Consider the following 17,994-nt stretch of genomic DNA (forward strand, 5'->3'; position numbering starts at 1 on the left):
AGGGTCACGCCGCCGTGGACTCCGAGGGGCATGTGGGGGGGCTCGAGGTATACATGTGTCCGGCGCCGGGCGCGGGCGACGCGGGGGGGCGGGGGGCCGATCTTCTGCTCGACCTCGGGGGGGGAGCCGCCGCCCCGGCGCAAGGCGCAACCCGGGGCGGCCCGCTGGCCATGATCCCCGGCGCCCTGCCCCGGGACTGGCGCGCCGGCGCCTTTGGCGCCAGTTACCGCGCGCAATACGACCGGGCGCCGAGCATGGCCGCGGCGCAGGGCTACAACGCCGCGCGGCGCATCGATCTGGCGGTGCGCCCGCTGGGCGGCGTCGAGGACCGGGGCGCGCTCGCCGCCGCGCTCGCCGCAAGCCGGGCCGGCATCGACTGGTGAGCCCCGCGCGCGCGGCAGGTCAGGCAGGTCAGGCAGGTCAGGCAGGCGCGTCAGGCGCGGCAGGTCAGGCAGGCGCGGCAGGTCAGTCGGTGAAAAACCCCAGCGTCTCGTCAAGCGTCGCCACATGGCAATAGATCATGTTGATGATCTCCAGCTCGCGGTCATGCAGCTCCATGGTCGCCGCCGCGCAGCAATCATCCACCACCACCACGCCAAAGCTTTCATCGGCGAGGCTGCGCACCGTTGACGAGATGCACTGGTCGGTGAAGATCCCCGCCACCACCACGTCGCTGATCCCCATGTTGCGCAGGATCAACCGGAGGTTGGTGCCGGTGAGCGCGCTGTCCGTGGTCTTGATCACGGTGATCTCGTCCGGGTCGGGGGCCAGGTCCGGCACGATCTGGGAATCCTCGCGATCCTTGGGCAGCAGCAGGTAGTTGAAGCCCGGCTTCTTCTGGCTCAGCGACCGGTCGCGCCCGTCGAGCTTGAGGCAGGCGATGCGTGCGAAGATCACCTCGACGCCGCGCGCCCGGGCGGCGTCGATCAGGCGCGCCGTGTTGGGGATCACCGCCTCGCGCATGCGATCGAAGAACGGCCGCCAGCGGGCGTTCTCGGCGTCGCTGTCCTTGGGCGCCAGATAGGTGTTCTGGATGTCCACCACCAGCAGCGCGGTGCGCGCCGGGTCAAGCGCGATGTCATCGGGCGGCGCGGCGTCGGCGTAGTAGAAGGATCGGCGCGCGGTTTTCCAGTTCATCCCCGGTTCCTTTTTCTGCCGAAACGCTTGACCAGCAGCGTGCCGATCTCGCGCGTCGGGAACAAGCCGCCGGGGCGCAGGCTCAGCACCGCGATCATCGCCGCGGCCAGCGTCATTTCGGTGATGCCGACCACTTGATCGGCGAAGATGTCGGCGCGGTTCAGCGCCGCCTCCAGCGCGCGCAGGCTCTCGAAGGCGGCGGTGACGATGAAGGCGCCCATGACCGCGCCGGTGACGGTGTTGGCGCCGCCGATCACCAGCATGCCGAGGATCACGAAGGTTTCCTTCAGATAGAAGGCGCGCGGCGAGAACGAAGTGATGAAATGCCCCCACAGCCCGCCGGCGACCCCGGCGAACAGCGCGCTCAACACGAAGGCGCGCCAGCGCAGATGCGGGATATGCGCGCCCATGGCGCCCGCCGCGACCTCGTCATCGCGCGAGGCGCGCAGCAGCAATCCGGTGCGCGAGTCCTTGAACGCCAGCGCCACGATCACCGCCGCCGCGGCCACCCCCGCCGCCAGCGGCAGATCGGTGGCGCGCGGCAGGCCGAACAGGGTGCGCGGCCCGTTGGTGAGCACGCTCCAGTTGGTCATGATCGCGTGCAGCACCACCAGCAGCGCAAACGACGTGATCACCGCCGCCGCGTCCGACAGCCGCATCAGCGGGTAGGACACCGCCGCCGCCACCGCCGCCGCCGCGAAGCCGCCGATGACGATGCCCAGATAGGGCGAGATCTGCACCTCCGCCAGAAACGGATACAGGTCGGGCAGCGCCATGCCCTTCATCTGCGCCGGGATGGTCAGCACCGCGGTGGTGTAGGCGCCGATGCCCATGAAGCCGATATGGGCGAAGCTGAGGATCCCGGAATTGCCCATGAACACCTGCAGCCCCAGCACCAGCACCAGCCCGATGGACAGATTGAGCGCGATGCGGGTGAACAGCCGCACGTCGATGATCTCGGCCCCCGCGACCAGCGCCGCGATCATGCCCAGCAGGATGGCGGCGGTCAGAAGGCGCCGGATCATGGCGTTCTCCTTGTCTTGCGGTCAAGCATGGTCAGGTCCTCTGGCCCGTCGCCGGGCCCTTGATCAGCCCCTCGGGCCGCCAGAGCAGGATCAGGATCACCAGCGAAAACGTGAAGGCGTCGCGGAACTTCAGCAGATCCTGGGGCAGCGTGTAGTTCAGCCCGGTGTCGATGAAAGCCAGCAGAAACCCGCCCAGCACCGCGCCCTGCAACGATCGCATGCCGCCGATCACCGTGGCGATGAAGGCGATCAGCAGCGGTTCCAGCCCGATCCCCGGCACCACCGCGCCGATGCGCCCGATCCACAGCATCGACACCACCCCGGCCATGAAGCCGCTGATGGCGAAGGCCGAGGTGATGATCAGGTTCGCCGGCACCCCCAGCATCCGCGCCATGGTGAAATTGGTCGCCGCGGCGCGCATGGCGACGCCCAGCACGGATCGGCGCATCAGCCAGGCGAACCCGGCCAGCAGGGTCAGCGACGTCACGATGGTGATGATGTTGCGCATCGGGGTGACCACGCCGGCGATCTCGACGGTGGTCGAGAAGATCTCCGGCAGCGGCACGTTGCGCGGGCGCGGCGAGATGAACAGCAGCGCCGCGTTCTGCAGCAGGGTCGAGAAGGCGAAGGAGGTGATCAGCACCGCGGTCACCGATTTCGCCCTGACCGGGCGGAAGGCCACGTAATCGGTGGCGATGCCCGCGACGATGGCCATCAGCACCGCCACCGCCGCCATGGCCAGCCATGGCAGCCCCGATCCATTGACCAGATACATGGTGTAGCCGGCCACCATGATCAGCTCGCCATAGGCGAAATTCACCAGCTTGAGGATGCCGTAGACGATCACCAGCCCCAGCGCCATCAGCGCGTAGAGCCCGCCGAGGCTGAGCACGTCGATCACGAATTGCACGAATCCCGTCATCCGCCCGTCACCCCGCCAGATACAGCGATTTCAGATCGGCGGCGGCGGCGATCTCGTCCGCCGCGCCCTCGGCCGCGATGGCCCCGAGCCGCATCACATAGGCCCGGTCCGCCACCGACAGCGCCTTGGCGGCGTTCTGCTCCACCAGCAGGATGGTCAGCCCGGACGCCTTCAGGTCCGCGATCATGTCGAAAATCCGGTCCACGATGGTGGGGGCGAGCCCCAGCGACGGCTCGTCCAGCAGCAGCAGGCGCGGGCGCGACATCAGCGCGCGGGCGATCACCAGCATCTGCTGCTCGCCCCCCGACAGGGTGCCCGCGGGCTGCTCGCGCCGCTCGCTCAGCACCGGGAACATGTCGAACATGCGGGCCTGGTCGGCCGCCGTCCCGGCGGTGTCGGCGCGGCGCACATAGGCGCCCAGACGCAGGTTCTCGGCCACGGTGAGGTCGGGGAACACGTCGCGGGTCTCGGGCGCCGTGGCGACGCCCAGGCGCACCATCCTTTCGGGGCTGGCGTCGGTCACGTCCACGCCGTCGAGCCGGATGGCCCCGGCGGCGGCGCGCAACGCCCCGGCGATGCACATCAGGGTCGATGACTTGCCCGCCCCGTTGGCGCCCAGCAGGGTCACCAGTTCGCCTTCGTTCAGGGTCAGCGACACGTCGCGCACCGCGCGGATGGCGCCGTAGCGCACCTGCAATCGCGTGACTTCGAGCATGGGGGCCTCAGCCATGGGCGGCCTCCGCCCCGGCGCCCAGATAGGCCGCGATCACCGCCGGGCTGGCGCGCACGCTTTCGGTGTCGCCCTCGGCGATGGTGCGCCCCGAGGCCAGCACGTGCAGACGTTTGCACAGGCGCATGATCAGCCCCATGTCGTGGTCGATGATCAGCAGCCCCAGCCCGCGCGCCTTGGGCAGATCGGCGAGGATCGCCAGCAAGGCGGCGGTCTCGGCGTCGTTCATCCCGGCGGCGGGTTCGTCGAGCAGCAGGAATTTCGGATCCCCGGCCAGCGCGCGGGCGATCTCGACCCGGCGCTTGTCGCCGTAGCTGAGCCCCAGCGCCAGGTCGTCGGCGCGCGCCTCCAGGCCGAATTCCCCCAGCAGCGCCAGCGCCTTGTCCCGCGCCGCCCGGCGCCCCGCGCCATGGGCCAGCGCCGCGGTCGCCACGTTGTCGAGCACGGTGAGATTGTCAAACAGCCGCACGATCTGGAACGACCGCGCCACGCCGCCCAGCGCCACGGCGCGCGGGGTCCGGCCGGTCAGATCCTCCGCGCCCAGCATCACCCGGCCCGCCGCCAGCGGCACTTGCCCGGTGACGGCGTTGACCAGCGTGGTCTTGCCCGACCCGTTGGGGCCGATCAGCCCCAGGATCTCGCCCGGCGGCAGCGTCAGCGACACGTCGTCGAGCGCGCGCAGGCCGGAGAATTCGACCGAGATCCCGATCGTTCTGAGTGAGTGTTCGGTCATTGGGAAAATCCGGTCCCCGCATGGGCTCGGGGCCGGGGGCCAAACCCCCGCGGCCCCCCCCTGGCGCGGGGCGGGGGCCCCCCCCCCCGGCCCCCGCCGCGACTGGTTCCGGGCTTGGGCGGGTTCTTCGGCTGGCGCCAGCCGATGAAGGACGGCTTGCCGCCTTTCAGCTCCACCAGCGCCGCGGCCTTGTCGGGCTGATGCCCCTCGGCGGCGCTGCGATAGGACAGGTCGCCGGTGAGCAGATGAAACTCGCCCTCCTCCAGCGCCCTGGCCACCGCCGGACCGTCGGTCGTGCCGGCCATCTTCACCGCCTCGGCCATCAGCATGATGGTGTCCCAGCCGGTGGCGACGAACGAGGTGTCGGGATCCTCGCCATACATCTCGCGATACAGCTCGATGAATTTCGGCATGTCGGGATGGCCTTCCGGCCCCATCCAGGTGTGGGTGACGAAATACACGTCGTTGCCCAGCCGCTCGCCCAGCGCCTCGTGAATCGCCGGGTCGTCATAGCTGTCGCCGCCCAGCACCGGGGCGTCGTAGCCGACCTCGCGCAGCGCCCGGATCATCACCGCGATGTCGGTGCCGTAGGAGGATATGTAGATCACGTCCGGCTTCTTGCCCAGCGCCTGCAGCCGCGCCAGCTGGGCCGAAAAATCGTTGTCGCCGTTGGTGTAGCTGTCCTCCAGGATCACCTCGCCGCCGATGGCCTTGTAATGTTCCACGAAATATTTCGACAGCGACTTGGTGTAGGCGATGAACTGGTCGGTGACCACGTAGGCGGTCTTCCAGCCGCGTTCGTTCAAGGCGTATTCGGCGGCTGCGGCGCCCATGGTGGTGTTCCACATCGACAGGGTGAATTGCAGATCCCCCAGCGACCAGGACGAATACAGCGGGTCCGACGCGCAGGTGGAGATGCCGACCACGCCCGCCGCCTGCGCCTCGCGCCCGGCGGGGCCGCCGAAATCGAAATCGCAGGGCGCGACGATCAGCTCGGCGCCCTCGTCGATCAGCTGCACCGCGGCGTTGCCCACCACCACAGGGTCGGACTTGCCGTCGAGATTGACGAATTTCACCGGCCTGCCGAGCAGTCCGCCGGCATCGTTGAGCGCCTTCACCGCCACCTGCGCGCCGTTGAAGCCCGGGGTGTCGAGGGGCGCCTGAATCCCGGTCAGGCTGAGCGTGCCGCCGATCAGAATTTCGTCCGAGCCCGCCATGGCGAGCGGCGCCGCGAGCATCGCCGCAAGGCCGACTCCCGCCAGAATTCCGGTCTGGATTGCCATTGTTCGTAACCTCCCATCAGTGGCCGGCGATCTTTTTGAAACTGGCGCCGGTGGGCCGAGGGTAGCCGAGTCGGGGGAATTTTCAAATATGAAAATTTTCATGGCCGGCGCCGGGATCCGGTTTCAATTCGTTGTCCGCATGCCGCCAATGGGGGATTTACTGATCGGGAATAGGGCGCCGACACCCTCCAGGCGGACAATGAAGCAAACAACAAGCGTTCGCTTTTATTTCGAATACAAGCCTTATGAACATCAATAATTCGGAATTTCACTTCCGGAATCCATATTTCCTGAATGCGAACAAGCGCTCTCCGCCACGCAATGGCAACAACGGGACCCCGCTTCGAAATGCGCGGGTTAAGATATCGTGATCACGCCCCCTAGCGCCGCGTGGACACCGAAACGATCCGCGCCTCGCCTTCCCCCGCATTGACGAAACAATGCCGCCGCCCCGAATCAAAGCAGGCGCTGTCGCCGGCCTCCAGCCGCACCGGCGCCGCGTCCTCGCGCAAAAGCTCGATGGCGCCGTCCAGCACGATGATCACTTCCTCGCCGTCATGGATCGACCAGTCGCGCCGCTCGGGCGCCGCGCGTGCATGGATGCGCATCAGGTAAGGGGTGAGCGCCCCCGCGTGGCGCGTCGCCTGCGGGAAATAGTCGTAGAGCGCGGTGCGGTGCACGTCGCCGTCGCCGCGATGCAGCGTCACCGGTTCGCGGGGTTCGGCCTCGCCGTCGATGATCTCGGTGACCAGCACGCCGAGGCCGCGGGCCAGCTTGTAGATGGTCTCGAACCCGCCGGAGATCTTGTCGTTCTCGATTTTCGAAATGGTGGCGATGGAGACGCCGCTGCGCCGCCCCAGTTCGGTCAGGGTCAGCCCCTTGGCGACGCGAAACCGCCGGATGCTGGCGCCGACATTCAGCCCCGCCGGGCTCAATAGACCTGCTCGTAGGCGGCGCAGGCGTCGGCCTCGCTCATGCCCTCCAGATGCGCGATCTCGCCGCGCTTGTGGGCCAGATAGACATCGACGAAGCCGGGCGGGAACCAGCCGCGCATCGCGGCGTCGGCGTCGAGCAGGTCCAGCGCCGCGCCCAGCGATTGCGGCAGCCGCGCGTAGCCGCGCGCCGCCAGCGCCGCGTCGTCAAGCAGCGACAGGTCCTCCTCGGTGGCCTCGGGCGCCGCCAGCCCGGCCTCGATGCCCGCAACCCCGGCATGGACGATCGCCGCCAGCGCCAGATGCGGCGACGCGGCGGCGTCGCAGGCGCGAAACTCGAAATTGTATTGCCTGGCCGGGTCGGCGCCCTTCGCCCGCGACACCGGGCATATGCGCACCGCCGCCTCCCGGTCCTGCGCGCCAAGATTGTTGAACGCGGCGCTCCAGCGGTGGGGCGCGAGGCGCTGGCAGGAAATCACGCTCGGCGCGGTGAAGGCGATCAGCGCCGGCAGATGCGCCAGCACCCCGGCGATGAAGGCGCCGGTCCGGGGGGCCATGCCGTGGGGGCCGTCCGGGTCGTAGGTCGCGGGCCGGTCGCGCGCGTCGCGAAAGCTGAGATGGACATGCACGCCGTTGCCCACCGCCCCGGGCTTGCGCAGCGGCGAGAAACTGACCGGGCGGCCCAGCCTTTCGCCGGTGGCGCGGGCGATCTCGCGCAGCAGCGCCGCCTGATCGGCGATGGCGAGCCCGCGCGCCGGGTCCACGGTGACCTCGAACTGGTCGGCGCCGAATTCGCGCATGAAGGTGTCGGGCGCGATGCCGCCGGCGGCGAGCGCGCCCATCAGCGTTTCGGCGAAGCGGCGTTCGCTGCGAAACCCCGACAGCGAATAGGCCTCGCCCGGCGGGCCGTTGCGCGCGGGCATGTGGAATTCGTGCTCGAAGGCGCCGTAGAGCCCGAGCCCGGTCGCCGAGCGAAGCCGAGCCAGCGCCTGGCGCAGGATCGCGCGCGTGCAGCATTCCCAGGGGCGGCCGTCCATATGGGTCACGTCGCCGAGCGCGAAATCCTCCACCGGCCCGCCGTCGTCGAAATCGATCCTGGCGCGGGTCGCCGGGTCGGGGGTCAGGATCAGGTCGCCCAGCGCCCCGAACGGGCTGTCGGCGATGACGTCGAAACAGGTGATCTGCACATTGGTCGGCGTCCAGCCGACGGCGCGCGGCCTGTCGGCGTTGAACGCGTCGGCGGGATAGCCCTTGCCGCGCAGCTTGCCCGCGATGTCGCTGGTGCAGAGATAGATCAGGGATTGGTTTTTCACCTTCGCCTCCGTTTCCGCCGCATCGGCGGGCGCCTCGATTGACAGGGCGCGGGAATGAGTTTTTCATAGTTTTTCAGAATTGAAAACAGGCCCCCATGCAAGCAGCGAACCGGGACATTTTCAAGTCGCTCGATCCGGGCGACCCGCCGCCGGTGGAACTGGCGGGCGCGGACCGGCGCGGGCCGGCGGTGCTGACCTGCGAACATGGCGGGCGCGCGACGCCGCGCGCGCTGGCCGCCCACGCCCCGCCCGGCCCCGACATGGCGCGCCACATCGCCTTTGATCCCGGCGCGGCGGCGGTGGCGCGGCGCATGGCGGCGCGGCTTGACGCGCCGCTGGCGATCCAGCGCTATTCGCGGCTGGTGATCGACTGCAACCGCCCGCGCCACGCGCCGGATCTGGCCCCGGAGGTCAGCGACGGCACGTCGATCCCGTTCAACGCCGGGCTTGGCGGCGGCGAAATCGACGCCCGCTGGCGGGCGATCCACGCGCCGTTTCATGACGCGGTCGCCGGGTTGCTGGATGCGCGCGCCGGCCGGCCCATGGCGCTGGCGGCGATCCACAGTTTCACGCCGCGCCTGCGCGACGGCCCGGCGCGCCCCTTCCATGTCGGGCTGCTGGCGCGGGCCGACCTGACGCTGGCCGAGGGGCTGGCGGGCGCGATCCGGGGTCTGGCCCCCGACGCGCCGGTGGCTCTCAACCAGCCCTACGCGATCGAGGACGCCTCCGACGTCACCATTCCCCGCCATGGCGAGGCGCGCGGCCTGCCCCATGTGCTGATCGAGATCCGCAACGACCTGATCGCCGACGCCGCGACCGCCGCGCGCTGGGGCGACCTGCTGGCCGAGGCCCTGGCCAGAACCCTGCCGATGATTTTCGCAAGCGCAAAGGACCGAGAGAATGGATTTTGACGCCCTGGACAGCCGCGAGCTGGCATTGATCCCGCCATCCTCGGCGCTGCTGTTCATCGACGTGCAGAATTTCAGCGCCAGACGCGAGGGCGGCGAATTCGACGGCATGTCGGACGCCGATTTCCGGTCGCGCTTCGGCTGGTTCATGGATCACATCGCCGCACGGACCCTCGCCAACATGGCCCGCCTGCAAACCGCCTGCCGGGGCGCGGGGGTCGAGGTCATGTACACGGTGATCGAGAGTCTGACCCGCGACGGGCGCGACCGCAGCCTCGACTACCGCATCACCGGCTTCAACGTGCCGCGCGGATCCTGGGACGCGCGGGTGCTGGAGGAAATCGCGCCCGAGGGCGACGAGATGGTTTTTCCCAAGACCTCGTCGAACGTGTTCGTGTCCACCAATATCGACTATGTGCTGCGCAACATGGGCAAGCGGCAGCTGGTGATTTCCGGCTTCATCACCGATCAATGCGTCAGTTCGGCGGTGCGGGTCGCCTGCGATCTGGGCTATCTGGTGACGCTGGCCAGCGACGCCTGCGCCTCGTATTCGCCCGAGCGCCACGCGCGGGCGCTGGAGGAGCTGAAGGGCTATTGCCGCCAGCGCAGCACCGACGAGATCTGCGCCGAACTGGCCGCGACGGGCTGAACCGCCGCGCCAGTCGGGCGCGGCGGTTCAGCCCTCGAGACAGCAATCAGCCGCCCCCATGCAAGACGCCGGAACGCCCGCCCGCCGGTCGCGCCCAGCGCCCCCGACACAAAGACGGACTCAGTTGGCGGCTTCGTCCTGACGGGTCATCTGCGCCTGGTAATTGCGCTCCCGCTCGGGCCAGCTCTGCCTGATGAAGGCGAGGATGTCGCGGATCTCGCCATCGCTCAGCCGGTCGCCAAAGCCGGCCATGTCGCTTTTGTAATCGCCGCCGATCACCGATTCGCTGCCGTCCCTGACGATGCGAAACAGCAGCGCGTCGGCGTGATGCCAGCTATGGCCGCTGGCGTCATGGGGCGGGGGCGGCAGGCGATCGTCGGGGCCGGGGTTTTTCCAGTCCGCGGCGCCTTCGAGATTGACGCCGTGGCAGCCGGCGCAGTTTTCCGCATATAGCGCCGCGCCGCGCGCCGGATCGGGGCGCGGCGCGCCGATCGCCAGATACCCGGCGGCGACGGCGAGCGCGACGCCCAGCGCCCCGGCCCCGATCAGCCGGCGGCGCCCCGAAATCCACTCAGGCAAGGCCATGTCCCGCGTCCTCCTCAATCGTGGCGCGCGAACAGCGCCGCGTCGGTCATGTCGCGCGCCTCAAGCTCGAACCCGGCGTCGCGCACATGCGCCGCCCAGCCGGCGCAGCAGCCGCAGCTGGGCGATTTCGTCACCCGCATGGGGCGGAGCCGGGCGCGCAGCGGCAGCGCGAAGGCGGCCATCGGGAACATGCGACATTGCATGGCGATCTCCTTTTCAGGTCTCGATCCGACGGGGGTCAGCGGCTCTGGCGCACATCGGCGATCAGGCTTTCCATGCGGGCGCGCGGGATCAGCCCCGGGGCCAGCGCGTCGCCGATGACGAAGGACGGCGTGCCGGTGATGCCCAGATCATTGGCCAGCGCCATGGACAGGGCGATGTGCTCGGCGACCTCGGGGGCCTGCATGTCGGCGCGCATCCGCTCGATGTCGAGCCCGATGTCGCGCGCCGCCTTCAGGGTCGAGGCCTCGTTGACCCGGGTCTGGGCCATCAGCGCCCAGTGCATCTCCTCGTATTTGCCCTGCTTGCGGGCGGCCAGCGCGGCGCGGGTGGCGAAGACCGAGCCCTCGCCCAGAATCGGCCATTCGCGATACACCAGCCGCACCCCGCCATCGGCGGCGAGCAGCGGTTTCAGTTCCTTGGCGGCGCGTTTGCAATAGGGGCAGTTGTAGTCGAAGAATTCGACGATGGTGACGTCGCCCTCGGGATTGCCCAGCACCGGGGCGTTGGGGTCGCGCTCAAGCTCGGCGCGGCGGTCCCGCAGCACCCGGCTCACCGACGCGGTCTGCGCCTCGGCGTCGCGGCGCTTGAGGATGGCGATGGCCTCGCGCAGGATCTCGGGCTTTTCCAGCAGCGCCTGCAGGGCCAGTTCCTTGATGCGCGCCTCGTCGGCGGCGTCGAAGCTTTGCGCAGCGGCCTGAAAGCCCCAGATCAGGGCGAGCGCGCCGATGGCGAGGCGGATGAGCGGTTTCATGGGTTTTCCTTTTGCAGCGGGCGCCCCGGGCGCCGGTTGTTTGCAGGCGCAGCGGGCGCCGAATGTCGAATGGCGCCGCGCGGCCGCTCGGGCCGGGCGCAGCCCCCCGGCGGCGTCGGCCGCCGGGCCGGCCCGGGCGCGCGGTCCATGGCGTTGTCGATGCGGCGGCTGAGCGGGGCCATGGCGGGCGGTGTCGCGGGACGGTCGCGCGGCGCCGCTCCGGCGGCTGCGCCTGCGGAAAATGCGGTCATTGGGTCTGCTCCGGATCGGACTCATCGAAAATCGACGTCGAGGACCGCGCGCCCGCAGGCGGCGGCTCAGCGCCGGACGGGTATCGGCGGTCGAATCGAGGGCGTCAGCGCCATGCCCGGCGGCTGGCGGCGGTGACGCGGCGCCCGGCGCCCGGCCCTGGCGCGGGCCCGCAGGAGGATCGGCGGCGGCGCCGCCAGCGCCAGACCGGCGCAGGCGATCTCGGCGCAGGCGGCGCCGGTTTCGGCGATGCGGCAGCAGCCCGGGGCGGCGCCGCCTGCGCCAAGGAGGTCCGTCTGCGGCTGAACGGCCATGTCGCGCCCTGCGGCCATGCCCGCGCCCGGCGCCGCATGCCCCGGCGCCGCGGTCAGGCCAAGGACCAGCGCCGCCAGCAGCAGCGCATGCCCAAGCCACGCCGCGCGCAGGGCGCGCGCCGCCAGCTTCAACCCGTCCCTGGCGCTCGTCTTGCGCAAATCCGCCGCTTTCCTGCCCGCGCGCCGCACCGGGCGCGCTTCAGACCGGCGCGCGCTCGACCGGCGCGCGCACCCGCGTCTTCCAGATAAAGCTTCCCCCTGATGGAAGGTCAAGCGGTCGAGAAATAAACCCGGCCCGCCTTGACCTTCCAGCCACTGGAATGCCCATCTTCGGCGCCGCGCAACGCAACATGTCGAGGCACAGATGAACGCCCATTCAGACGCCGTCGCCATCCTCAGGGATCCCGTTTGCGGCATGGAGGTCGATCCGGACGCCGGCAAGCCCTCCGCCGCGCATGACGGCCACGCCTACCATTTCTGCTCGACGCGCTGCCATGACCGCTTCGTCGCCGCGCCGCAGGAGTTCATCGAATCGACCGACCCGGTCTGCGGCATGACGGTGGCCCGCGCCTCGGCCCGCCATATCGCCAGCCATCAGGGCGAAAAATTCTACTTCTGCTCGGACGCATGCCACGACAAGTTCACCGCCGCGCCGGAGGACTGGCTTGGCGAACGCGCGGCGCCGGCCCCCATGCCCGAGGGCACGGTCTACACCTGCCCCATGCACCCGGAGATCGAACAGATCGGCCCCGGCGAATGCCCGATCTGCGGCATGGCGCTGGAGCCCAGGGGCGTGCCGACGGGCGACGAGGGCCCGAACCCGGAGCTGGTGGATTTCAAGCGCCGCTTCGCCATCGGCGCGGCGCTGACCCTGCCGCTGCTGGTGCTGACCATGGGGCCGTATCTGGGCCTGCCGATCCGCGAATGGATCGGCGAGCGCACGGCGCTGTGGATCGAATTGCTGCTGGGAACCCCGGTGATCCTGTGGTCGGGCTGGCCGTTCTTCACCCGCGGCTGGAAATCCTACCGGACGATGAATCTCAACATGTTCAGCCTGATCGCCATGGGCGCGGGGGCGGCGCTGCTGTTCAGCATCGCCGCGGTGCTGGTCCCGGGGATCTTCCCGGACGGCTTTCGCGACGCCGACGGCAATGTCGGGGTGTATTTCGAGGCCGGCGCGGTGATCGTGGTGCTGGTTCTGCTGGGCCAGATCCTCGAGCTTGGCGCGCGCGAACGCACCGGATCGGCGATCCGCGCCCTGCTCGACATGGCGGCCAAGACCGCGCGGGTGATCCGCGAGGACGGCACGGAGGAGGAAATCCCGCTCGAGGACGTGAAGGTCGGCGACCGCCTGCGCGTGCGCCCGGGCGAAAAGGCCCCGGTCGACGGGGTGGTGATCGAGGGGCGTTCCTCGGTCGACGAATCCATGATCTCGGGCGAACCGGCGCCGGTGGAAAAGACCGTCGGCGACCCGATCACCGGCGCCACCATCAACGGCACCGGATCGCTGGTGATGGAGGCGACCCGCGTCGGCGCCGACACCATGCTCAGCCAGATCGTGGACATGGTCGCCAGCGCCCAGCGGTCCCGCGCCCCGATCCAGAAACTGGCGGACGCGGTGGCGGGCAAGTTCGTGCCGGCGGTGATCGGGGTGGCGATCCTCGCCTTCGTCGCCTGGTCGATCTGGGGGCCGACGCCGCCGCTGGCCTATGCGCTGGTCGCGGCCGTCTCGGTGCTGATCATCGCCTGCCCCTGCGCGCTGGGGCTGGCCACGCCCATGTCGATCATGACCGCCACCGGACGCGGCGCCCAGGCCGGGGTGCTGATCCGCAACGCCGAGGCGCTGGAGAATTTCGCCGCCGTGGACACGCTGGTGGTGGACAAGACCGGCACGCTCACCGAAGGCCGGCCCAGCCTGGTCGCGGTGCTGCCCGCGGCCGGGCGCGAGGAGGCCGAGGTGCTGCGGCTCGCCGCCTCGCTGGAGCGCGGATCGGAGCATCCGCTGGCCGAGGCGATCCTGCGCGGCGCCGAAACCCGCGGCGTGACGCTGAGCAAGGCCGAGGATTTCGAGGCGGTCACCGGCATGGGCGTGAAGGGCGTGGTGGACGGGCGCGCGGTGGCGCTGGGCAACGCGCGGATGATGGCCGAGATGGGGCTTGACGACGGCGAACTGACCGGGATCGCCGACGCGCGCCGCGACGCCGGCGAAACCGTGATGTTCGTGGCGCTGGACGGGCGCATCGCCGGGCTGGTGGCGGTGGCCGACCCGGTGAAGGCGGGCACGCCGGCGGCGCTGGAAAAGCTGCACGCGCTGGGCTTCCGCATCATCATGGCCACCGGCGACAACGCGCGCACCGCCAAGGCGGTGGCGGGGCGGCTCGGCATCGACGAGATCCGCGCCGACGTGATGCCCGCGGACAAGGCCCGCATCGTCAAGGACCTGCAGGCGGCGGGGGCCAGGGTGGCCATGGCCGGCGACGGTGTGAACGACGCCCCGGCGCTGGCCCAGGCCGATGTGGGCATCGCCATGGGCGCCGGCGCCGACGTGGCCATCGAAAGCGCCGGCTTCACGCTGATCACCGGCGATCTCGACGCCATCGTGCGGGCGCGGCGACTGTCGGTCGCCACCATGCGCAACATCCGCCAGAACCTGTTCTTCGCCATGGTCTATAACGGGCTCGGCGTGCCGGTGGCGGCGGGGGCGCTGTATCCGGCCTTCGGCATCCTGATCTCGCCCATGTTCGCCGCCGCGGCCATGAGCCTGTCCTCGGTCTCGGTCATCGCCAACGCGCTCAGGCTGCGGCGCGCCAAGATCTGACCGGCGCGGACCGGCGATCGGCGATCGGCGGACGGACAATCAGCGGAGATCGAAGGACCATGGACAGCGGATACCAGAAGGACAGCATCACGCTGATCGGCGGGATCTCCATGGGCACCGGGGTGATGATCGGCGCCGGCATCTTCGCGCTGGTCGGGCAGATCGCGGCGCTGGCGGGGCCGCTGTTCCCGCTGTCCTTCATCGCCGGCGCCGTGGTCGCCGGGTTCAGCGCCCACACCTATGTCAGGATGTCCAACGCCCACCCGTCGGCGGGCGGGGTGGCGATGATCCTGGTGCGCGCCTACGGGCCCGGGGCGCTGGCGGCGGGCGCGGCGATGCTGATGACCCTGTCCATGGTGATCAGCGAAAGCCTGGTGGCGCGCACCTTCGGGACCTACGCGCTGCGCCCCTTCGGCATCGGCGCCGACAGCTGGATGGCCCCGGCGCTGGGCGTGGCGCTGATCGGCTTCGCCTACCTGGTCAACGCCCGGGGCAGCCGGTCGGTGGGGGCGCTGTCCTTCGTCATGGCGGCGATCAAGATCGGCGGCATCGCGCTGTTCGGGGCGGCGGCGCTTGTCGTCGGGCGCATGACCCCGGCGGCGGCGCAGCCCGCGGCCGACCTGCCGGTCGCCGGCTTCATCGCCTCGGTGGCGCTGTCGATCCTCGCCTTCAAGGGCTTCACCACCATCACCAACAGCGGCGCCGAAATCACCGACCCGCGCCGCAATGTCGGGCGCGCCATCACCGCCTCTATCGCGATCTGCACGGCGGTGTATCTGCTGGTCGCCTTCGCGGTGGCGTCGAATCTCGGCATCGAGGACATCGCCGCCGCCCGCGACTATGCGCTGGCCGAGGCGGCGCGGCCCGCCTTCGGCGCATACGGGCTTTACGTCACCGTGGCGCTGGCCATGATCGCCACCGCCTCGGGGCTGCTGGCCAGCGTGTTCGCGGTGTCGCGGATGCTGGCCATGCTCAGCGACATGAAGCTGATCCCGCACCGGCATTTCGGCATGTCCGGCCCGATCCGCGAACACACGCTGGTCTACACCGTGGCGATCGCGGCGGTCCTGACGGTGTTCTTCGATCTTGGCCGCATCGCCTCGCTGGGGGCGTTCTTCTATCTGGTGATGGACATGATCATTCACTGGGGCGTGCTGCGCGGATTGCGCCGCGAGATCGGCGCGAAAGCCTGGGCGCTGGTCACGGCGATCGCGCTCGACGCCGTGGTGCTGGGGGTGTTCACGGCGCTGAAGCTGGGGAGCGACCCGCTGATCGTCGCCATCGCCGCGACCTCCATCGCCGCGGTTTTCGCCTTCGAGCGGCTCTACCTGCCCGGCTGGACCGCGCCGCGCGCGCATTCCGATCACTGAACGCGCCCCGCCGGCCGCGCGCTTTCGCGGCCCGCCCCTGGATGCGCGCTTTCGCGCCCCCCTGGATGCGCGCTTTCGCGGCCCCCCCTGGATGCGCGCTTTCGCGGCGACGCCGATATTGCTACCGTCGCCGCGCCCAGTTCAAAAGACCGAGACCCCCATCATGCTCAAGCTCGCCGCATCCATGTCCCGCCTCGGCACAGAATCCGCCTTCGAGGTGCTGGCCCGGGCCCAGAAACTTGCCGCCGAGGGGCGCGACATCATCAATCTGGGCATTGGCCAGCCGGATTTCCGCACCCCCGCCCATATCGTCGAGGCCGGCGTCAAGGCGCTGCGCGACGGCCATCACGGCTACACGCCGGCCAATGGCCTGCCGGCGCTGCGCGCGGCGGTGGCCGCCGATCTGGCGCGCCGTCACGGGGTCGAGGTCAACCCGGATCGCGTGGTGGTCGTGCCCGGCGGCAAGCCGACCATGTTCTTCGCCATCACCATGTTCGGCGAACCGGGGGCGGAGATCATGTATCCCAATCCCGGCTTCCCGATCTATGAATCGGTGATCCGCTACAGCGGCGCCGCCCCCGTGCCCATCGCGCTGGAGGAATCCAGCGGCTTCGCCTTCAGCGCCGAGGCGGTGCTGGCCCAGATCACCCCCGCCACCCGCCTGATCATCATCAACAGCCCCGCCAACCCAACCGGCGGCGTCACCCCGAAGGCGGAGATCGACCGGCTGGTCGCCGGGCTCGCCGACCACCCCCAGGTGGCGCTGCTGTCCGACGAGATCTACAGCCAGATGCTTTATGGCGGGCGCCGACACGTCAGCCTGCTGCAATATCCCGAGATCCGCGACCGGCTGATCATGCTCGACGGCTGGTCCAAGACCTACGCCATGACCGGTTGGCGGCTGGGCTACGCGGTCTGGCCCGAACAGCTGGTCGAGCACGTCACCCGGCTCTGCATCAACGACCATTCCTGCGTCAACGCCTGCGCGCAGCACGCCGGGATCGCGGCGCTGGAGGGCCCGCAGGACGAGGCCCGCGCCATGGTCGCGGCCTTCGGCGAACGCCGCGCGATCATCGTCGAGGCGCTCAACGCCCTGCCGGGCTTTCGCTGCCCCGACGCCGCCGGCGCCTTCTACGCGTTCCCCAACATCGAGGGCACGGGCATGAGCGCCGCGCAGGCCCAGGACCGGTTCCTGAACGAGGCCGGCGTGGCGACGGTGTCAGGCGCCAGCTTCGGCGCCTGGGGCGAGGGCTATCTGCGGTTTTCCTACGCCAACGGCGTCGACAACATCCGCGAGGCGATCCGGCGCATCGCCGCCTGCCTGTAGCGCCGGCCCGCACCCCGATTCCCCCCCCCGGGGGGGGGGGGGGGGGGGGGGGGGGGGGGGGGGGGGGGGGGGGGGGGGGGGGGGGGGGGGGGGGGGGGGGGGGGGGGGGGGGGGGGGGGGGGGGGGGCGGGGGGGGGGCCGGGGGGGGGGGGGGGGGGGGGGGGGGGGGGCCCGGGGGGGCCGGCCGGGGGGCGGGCGGGGGGGGGGGGGTCGTCCGGGGGGGCTGCGCCCCTTTCCCCTCATCCGGGTTTCCGGCCGGCAGGGCGGCGGGCCGGGCGACAAATTGACGGGACCAAGGCAAAGGTGTAGCATTTCCCCCGGCTTGAGGAGGGAATTGCCGTGCCAATCATCACCCTCTCCCGCGGTTCTTACAGCAAGGGCCGGGAGATCGCCGAGAAGGTCGCCGGCCGCCTGGGGTATCTTTGCCTCTCGCGGGCGCAGGTCCACAGGGAGGCCTCGGAGAAGTACAAGATCCCGGAGGTGGCGCTCGTCCGGGCGATCCACGACGCCCCGACCATCCTGGACCGGCTGGGATACAAGAAGGAAAAATACGTGGCCTACCTCCGGGCCGTGATCCTGAAACGGTTCCAGGACGACAACGTGGTCTACCACGGGCTGGCCGGTCATTTCATGGTCCAGGACGTGGCCCACGCGCTGAAGGTCCGCATCCTCGCCGACATGAAGGACCGGATCCGCTGGGAGATGGAGCGCGAGAAGATCTCGGAG

At 70.1% G+C, this 17,994-nt stretch carries 18 protein-coding genes and 1 pseudogene; 7 read left to right on the forward strand and 12 right to left on the reverse strand.

Features of this window, described 5'->3' with window-relative positions:
* Positions 1-383: pseudogene (locus tag AC1HC7_RS09300) on the forward strand (hypothetical protein); the annotation flags it as partial.
* A gap of 82 nt (positions 384-465) precedes the next feature.
* Here AC1HC7_RS09300 and AC1HC7_RS09305 read toward each other — a convergent pair.
* The 8 genes from AC1HC7_RS09305 to AC1HC7_RS09340 form a co-directional block, all read right to left on the reverse strand.
* The gene (locus AC1HC7_RS09305) at positions 466-1,137 is read right to left on the reverse strand and encodes a cysteine hydrolase family protein (protein WP_479498071.1); all 672 of its coding nucleotides are present in this window, start codon (positions 1,135-1,137) and stop codon (positions 466-468) included.
* Positions 1,134-2,162 carry a branched-chain amino acid ABC transporter permease gene (locus AC1HC7_RS09310; protein WP_479498072.1) on the reverse strand — a complete coding sequence of 343 codons (1,029 nt, stop codon included), beginning with the start codon at positions 2,160-2,162 and terminating at the stop codon, positions 1,134-1,136. Before AC1HC7_RS09310 ends, AC1HC7_RS09305 begins: the two co-directional genes overlap by 4 nt.
* Positions 2,163-2,193: 31 nt before the next feature.
* Positions 2,194-3,084: a branched-chain amino acid ABC transporter permease gene (locus AC1HC7_RS09315; protein ID WP_479498957.1), complete on the reverse strand. Its 891-nt coding sequence runs from the start codon at positions 3,082-3,084 to the stop codon at positions 2,194-2,196.
* 7 nt (positions 3,085-3,091) lie between these two features.
* Positions 3,092-3,814, reverse strand: a complete 723-nt coding sequence (locus AC1HC7_RS09320) for an ABC transporter ATP-binding protein (protein WP_479498074.1) — start codon at positions 3,812-3,814, stop codon at positions 3,092-3,094.
* Positions 3,807-4,547 carry an ABC transporter ATP-binding protein gene (locus AC1HC7_RS09325; RefSeq protein WP_479498075.1) on the reverse strand — a complete coding sequence of 247 codons (741 nt, stop codon included), beginning with the start codon at positions 4,545-4,547 and terminating at the stop codon, positions 3,807-3,809. The genes AC1HC7_RS09320 and AC1HC7_RS09325 overlap by 8 nt, the downstream gene beginning before the upstream one ends.
* The gene (locus AC1HC7_RS09330; protein WP_479498958.1) at positions 4,544-5,830 is read right to left on the reverse strand and encodes an ABC transporter substrate-binding protein; all 1,287 of its coding nucleotides are present in this window, start codon (positions 5,828-5,830) and stop codon (positions 4,544-4,546) included. The genes AC1HC7_RS09325 and AC1HC7_RS09330 overlap by 4 nt, the downstream gene beginning before the upstream one ends.
* 380 nt (positions 5,831-6,210) lie before the next feature.
* The gene (locus AC1HC7_RS09335) at positions 6,211-6,765 is read right to left on the reverse strand and encodes a helix-turn-helix domain-containing protein (protein ID WP_479498077.1); all 555 of its coding nucleotides are present in this window, start codon (positions 6,763-6,765) and stop codon (positions 6,211-6,213) included.
* The gene (locus AC1HC7_RS09340) at positions 6,762-8,075 is read right to left on the reverse strand and encodes a type I glutamate--ammonia ligase (protein ID WP_479498078.1); all 1,314 of its coding nucleotides are present in this window, start codon (positions 8,073-8,075) and stop codon (positions 6,762-6,764) included. Before AC1HC7_RS09340 ends, AC1HC7_RS09335 begins: the two co-directional genes overlap by 4 nt.
* Before the next feature lie 95 nt (positions 8,076-8,170).
* Between AC1HC7_RS09340 and AC1HC7_RS09345 the strand changes: the two genes are divergently transcribed.
* Positions 8,171-8,986 carry an N-formylglutamate amidohydrolase gene (locus tag AC1HC7_RS09345; protein ID WP_479498079.1) on the forward strand — a complete coding sequence of 272 codons (816 nt, stop codon included), beginning with the start codon at positions 8,171-8,173 and terminating at the stop codon, positions 8,984-8,986.
* A complete protein-coding gene (locus AC1HC7_RS09350; protein ID WP_479498080.1) occupies positions 8,976-9,632 on the forward strand; it encodes a cysteine hydrolase family protein in 657 nt (218 codons plus the stop codon). Before AC1HC7_RS09345 ends, AC1HC7_RS09350 begins: the two co-directional genes overlap by 11 nt.
* A gap of 120 nt (positions 9,633-9,752) precedes the next feature.
* Here the strand turns inward: AC1HC7_RS09350 and AC1HC7_RS09355 are convergent, their stop codons facing one another.
* The 4 genes from AC1HC7_RS09355 to AC1HC7_RS09370 all read right to left on the reverse strand — a co-directional run bounded on the left by AC1HC7_RS09355 (position 9,753) and on the right by AC1HC7_RS09370 (position 11,912).
* Positions 9,753-10,217, reverse strand: coding sequence for a c-type cytochrome (locus AC1HC7_RS09355; protein WP_479498081.1), 465 nt, complete (start codon positions 10,215-10,217; stop codon positions 9,753-9,755).
* Between the two features lie 14 nt (positions 10,218-10,231).
* Positions 10,232-10,420 carry a DUF411 domain-containing protein gene (locus AC1HC7_RS09360; RefSeq protein ID WP_479498082.1) on the reverse strand — a complete coding sequence of 63 codons (189 nt, stop codon included), beginning with the start codon at positions 10,418-10,420 and terminating at the stop codon, positions 10,232-10,234.
* Positions 10,421-10,455: 35 nt separating this feature from the next.
* A complete protein-coding gene (locus AC1HC7_RS09365) occupies positions 10,456-11,190 on the reverse strand; it encodes a DsbA family protein (RefSeq protein ID WP_479498083.1) in 735 nt (244 codons plus the stop codon).
* Positions 11,191-11,507: 317 nt separating this feature from the next.
* Positions 11,508-11,912 (reverse strand): hypothetical protein, encoded by a 405-nt coding sequence (locus tag AC1HC7_RS09370; protein WP_479498084.1) that lies wholly within the window; start codon positions 11,910-11,912, stop codon positions 11,508-11,510.
* A gap of 205 nt (positions 11,913-12,117) precedes the next feature.
* On the opposite strand from AC1HC7_RS09370, the gene AC1HC7_RS09375 reads away from it, so the two are divergent.
* The 4 genes from AC1HC7_RS09375 to AC1HC7_RS09390 all read left to right on the forward strand — a co-directional run.
* Entirely contained in the window at positions 12,118-14,571 is a 2,454-nt protein-coding gene (locus AC1HC7_RS09375) for a heavy metal translocating P-type ATPase (protein ID WP_479498085.1), read from the forward strand.
* Positions 14,572-14,630: 59 nt separating this feature from the next.
* On the forward strand, positions 14,631-15,941 hold the full coding sequence (locus AC1HC7_RS09380) for an APC family permease (RefSeq protein ID WP_479498959.1): 1,311 nt from the start codon (positions 14,631-14,633) through the stop codon (positions 15,939-15,941).
* Between the two features lie 163 nt (positions 15,942-16,104).
* Positions 16,105-17,268 carry a pyridoxal phosphate-dependent aminotransferase gene (locus AC1HC7_RS09385; RefSeq protein ID WP_479498087.1) on the forward strand — a complete coding sequence of 388 codons (1,164 nt, stop codon included), beginning with the start codon at positions 16,105-16,107 and terminating at the stop codon, positions 17,266-17,268.
* Between the two features lie 339 nt (positions 17,269-17,607).
* The coding region (locus AC1HC7_RS09390) for a cytidylate kinase-like family protein (protein ID WP_479498960.1) at positions 17,608-17,994 on the forward strand (387 nt) is incomplete at its 3' end.

The organism is Oceanicella sp. (assembly GCF_056449545.1).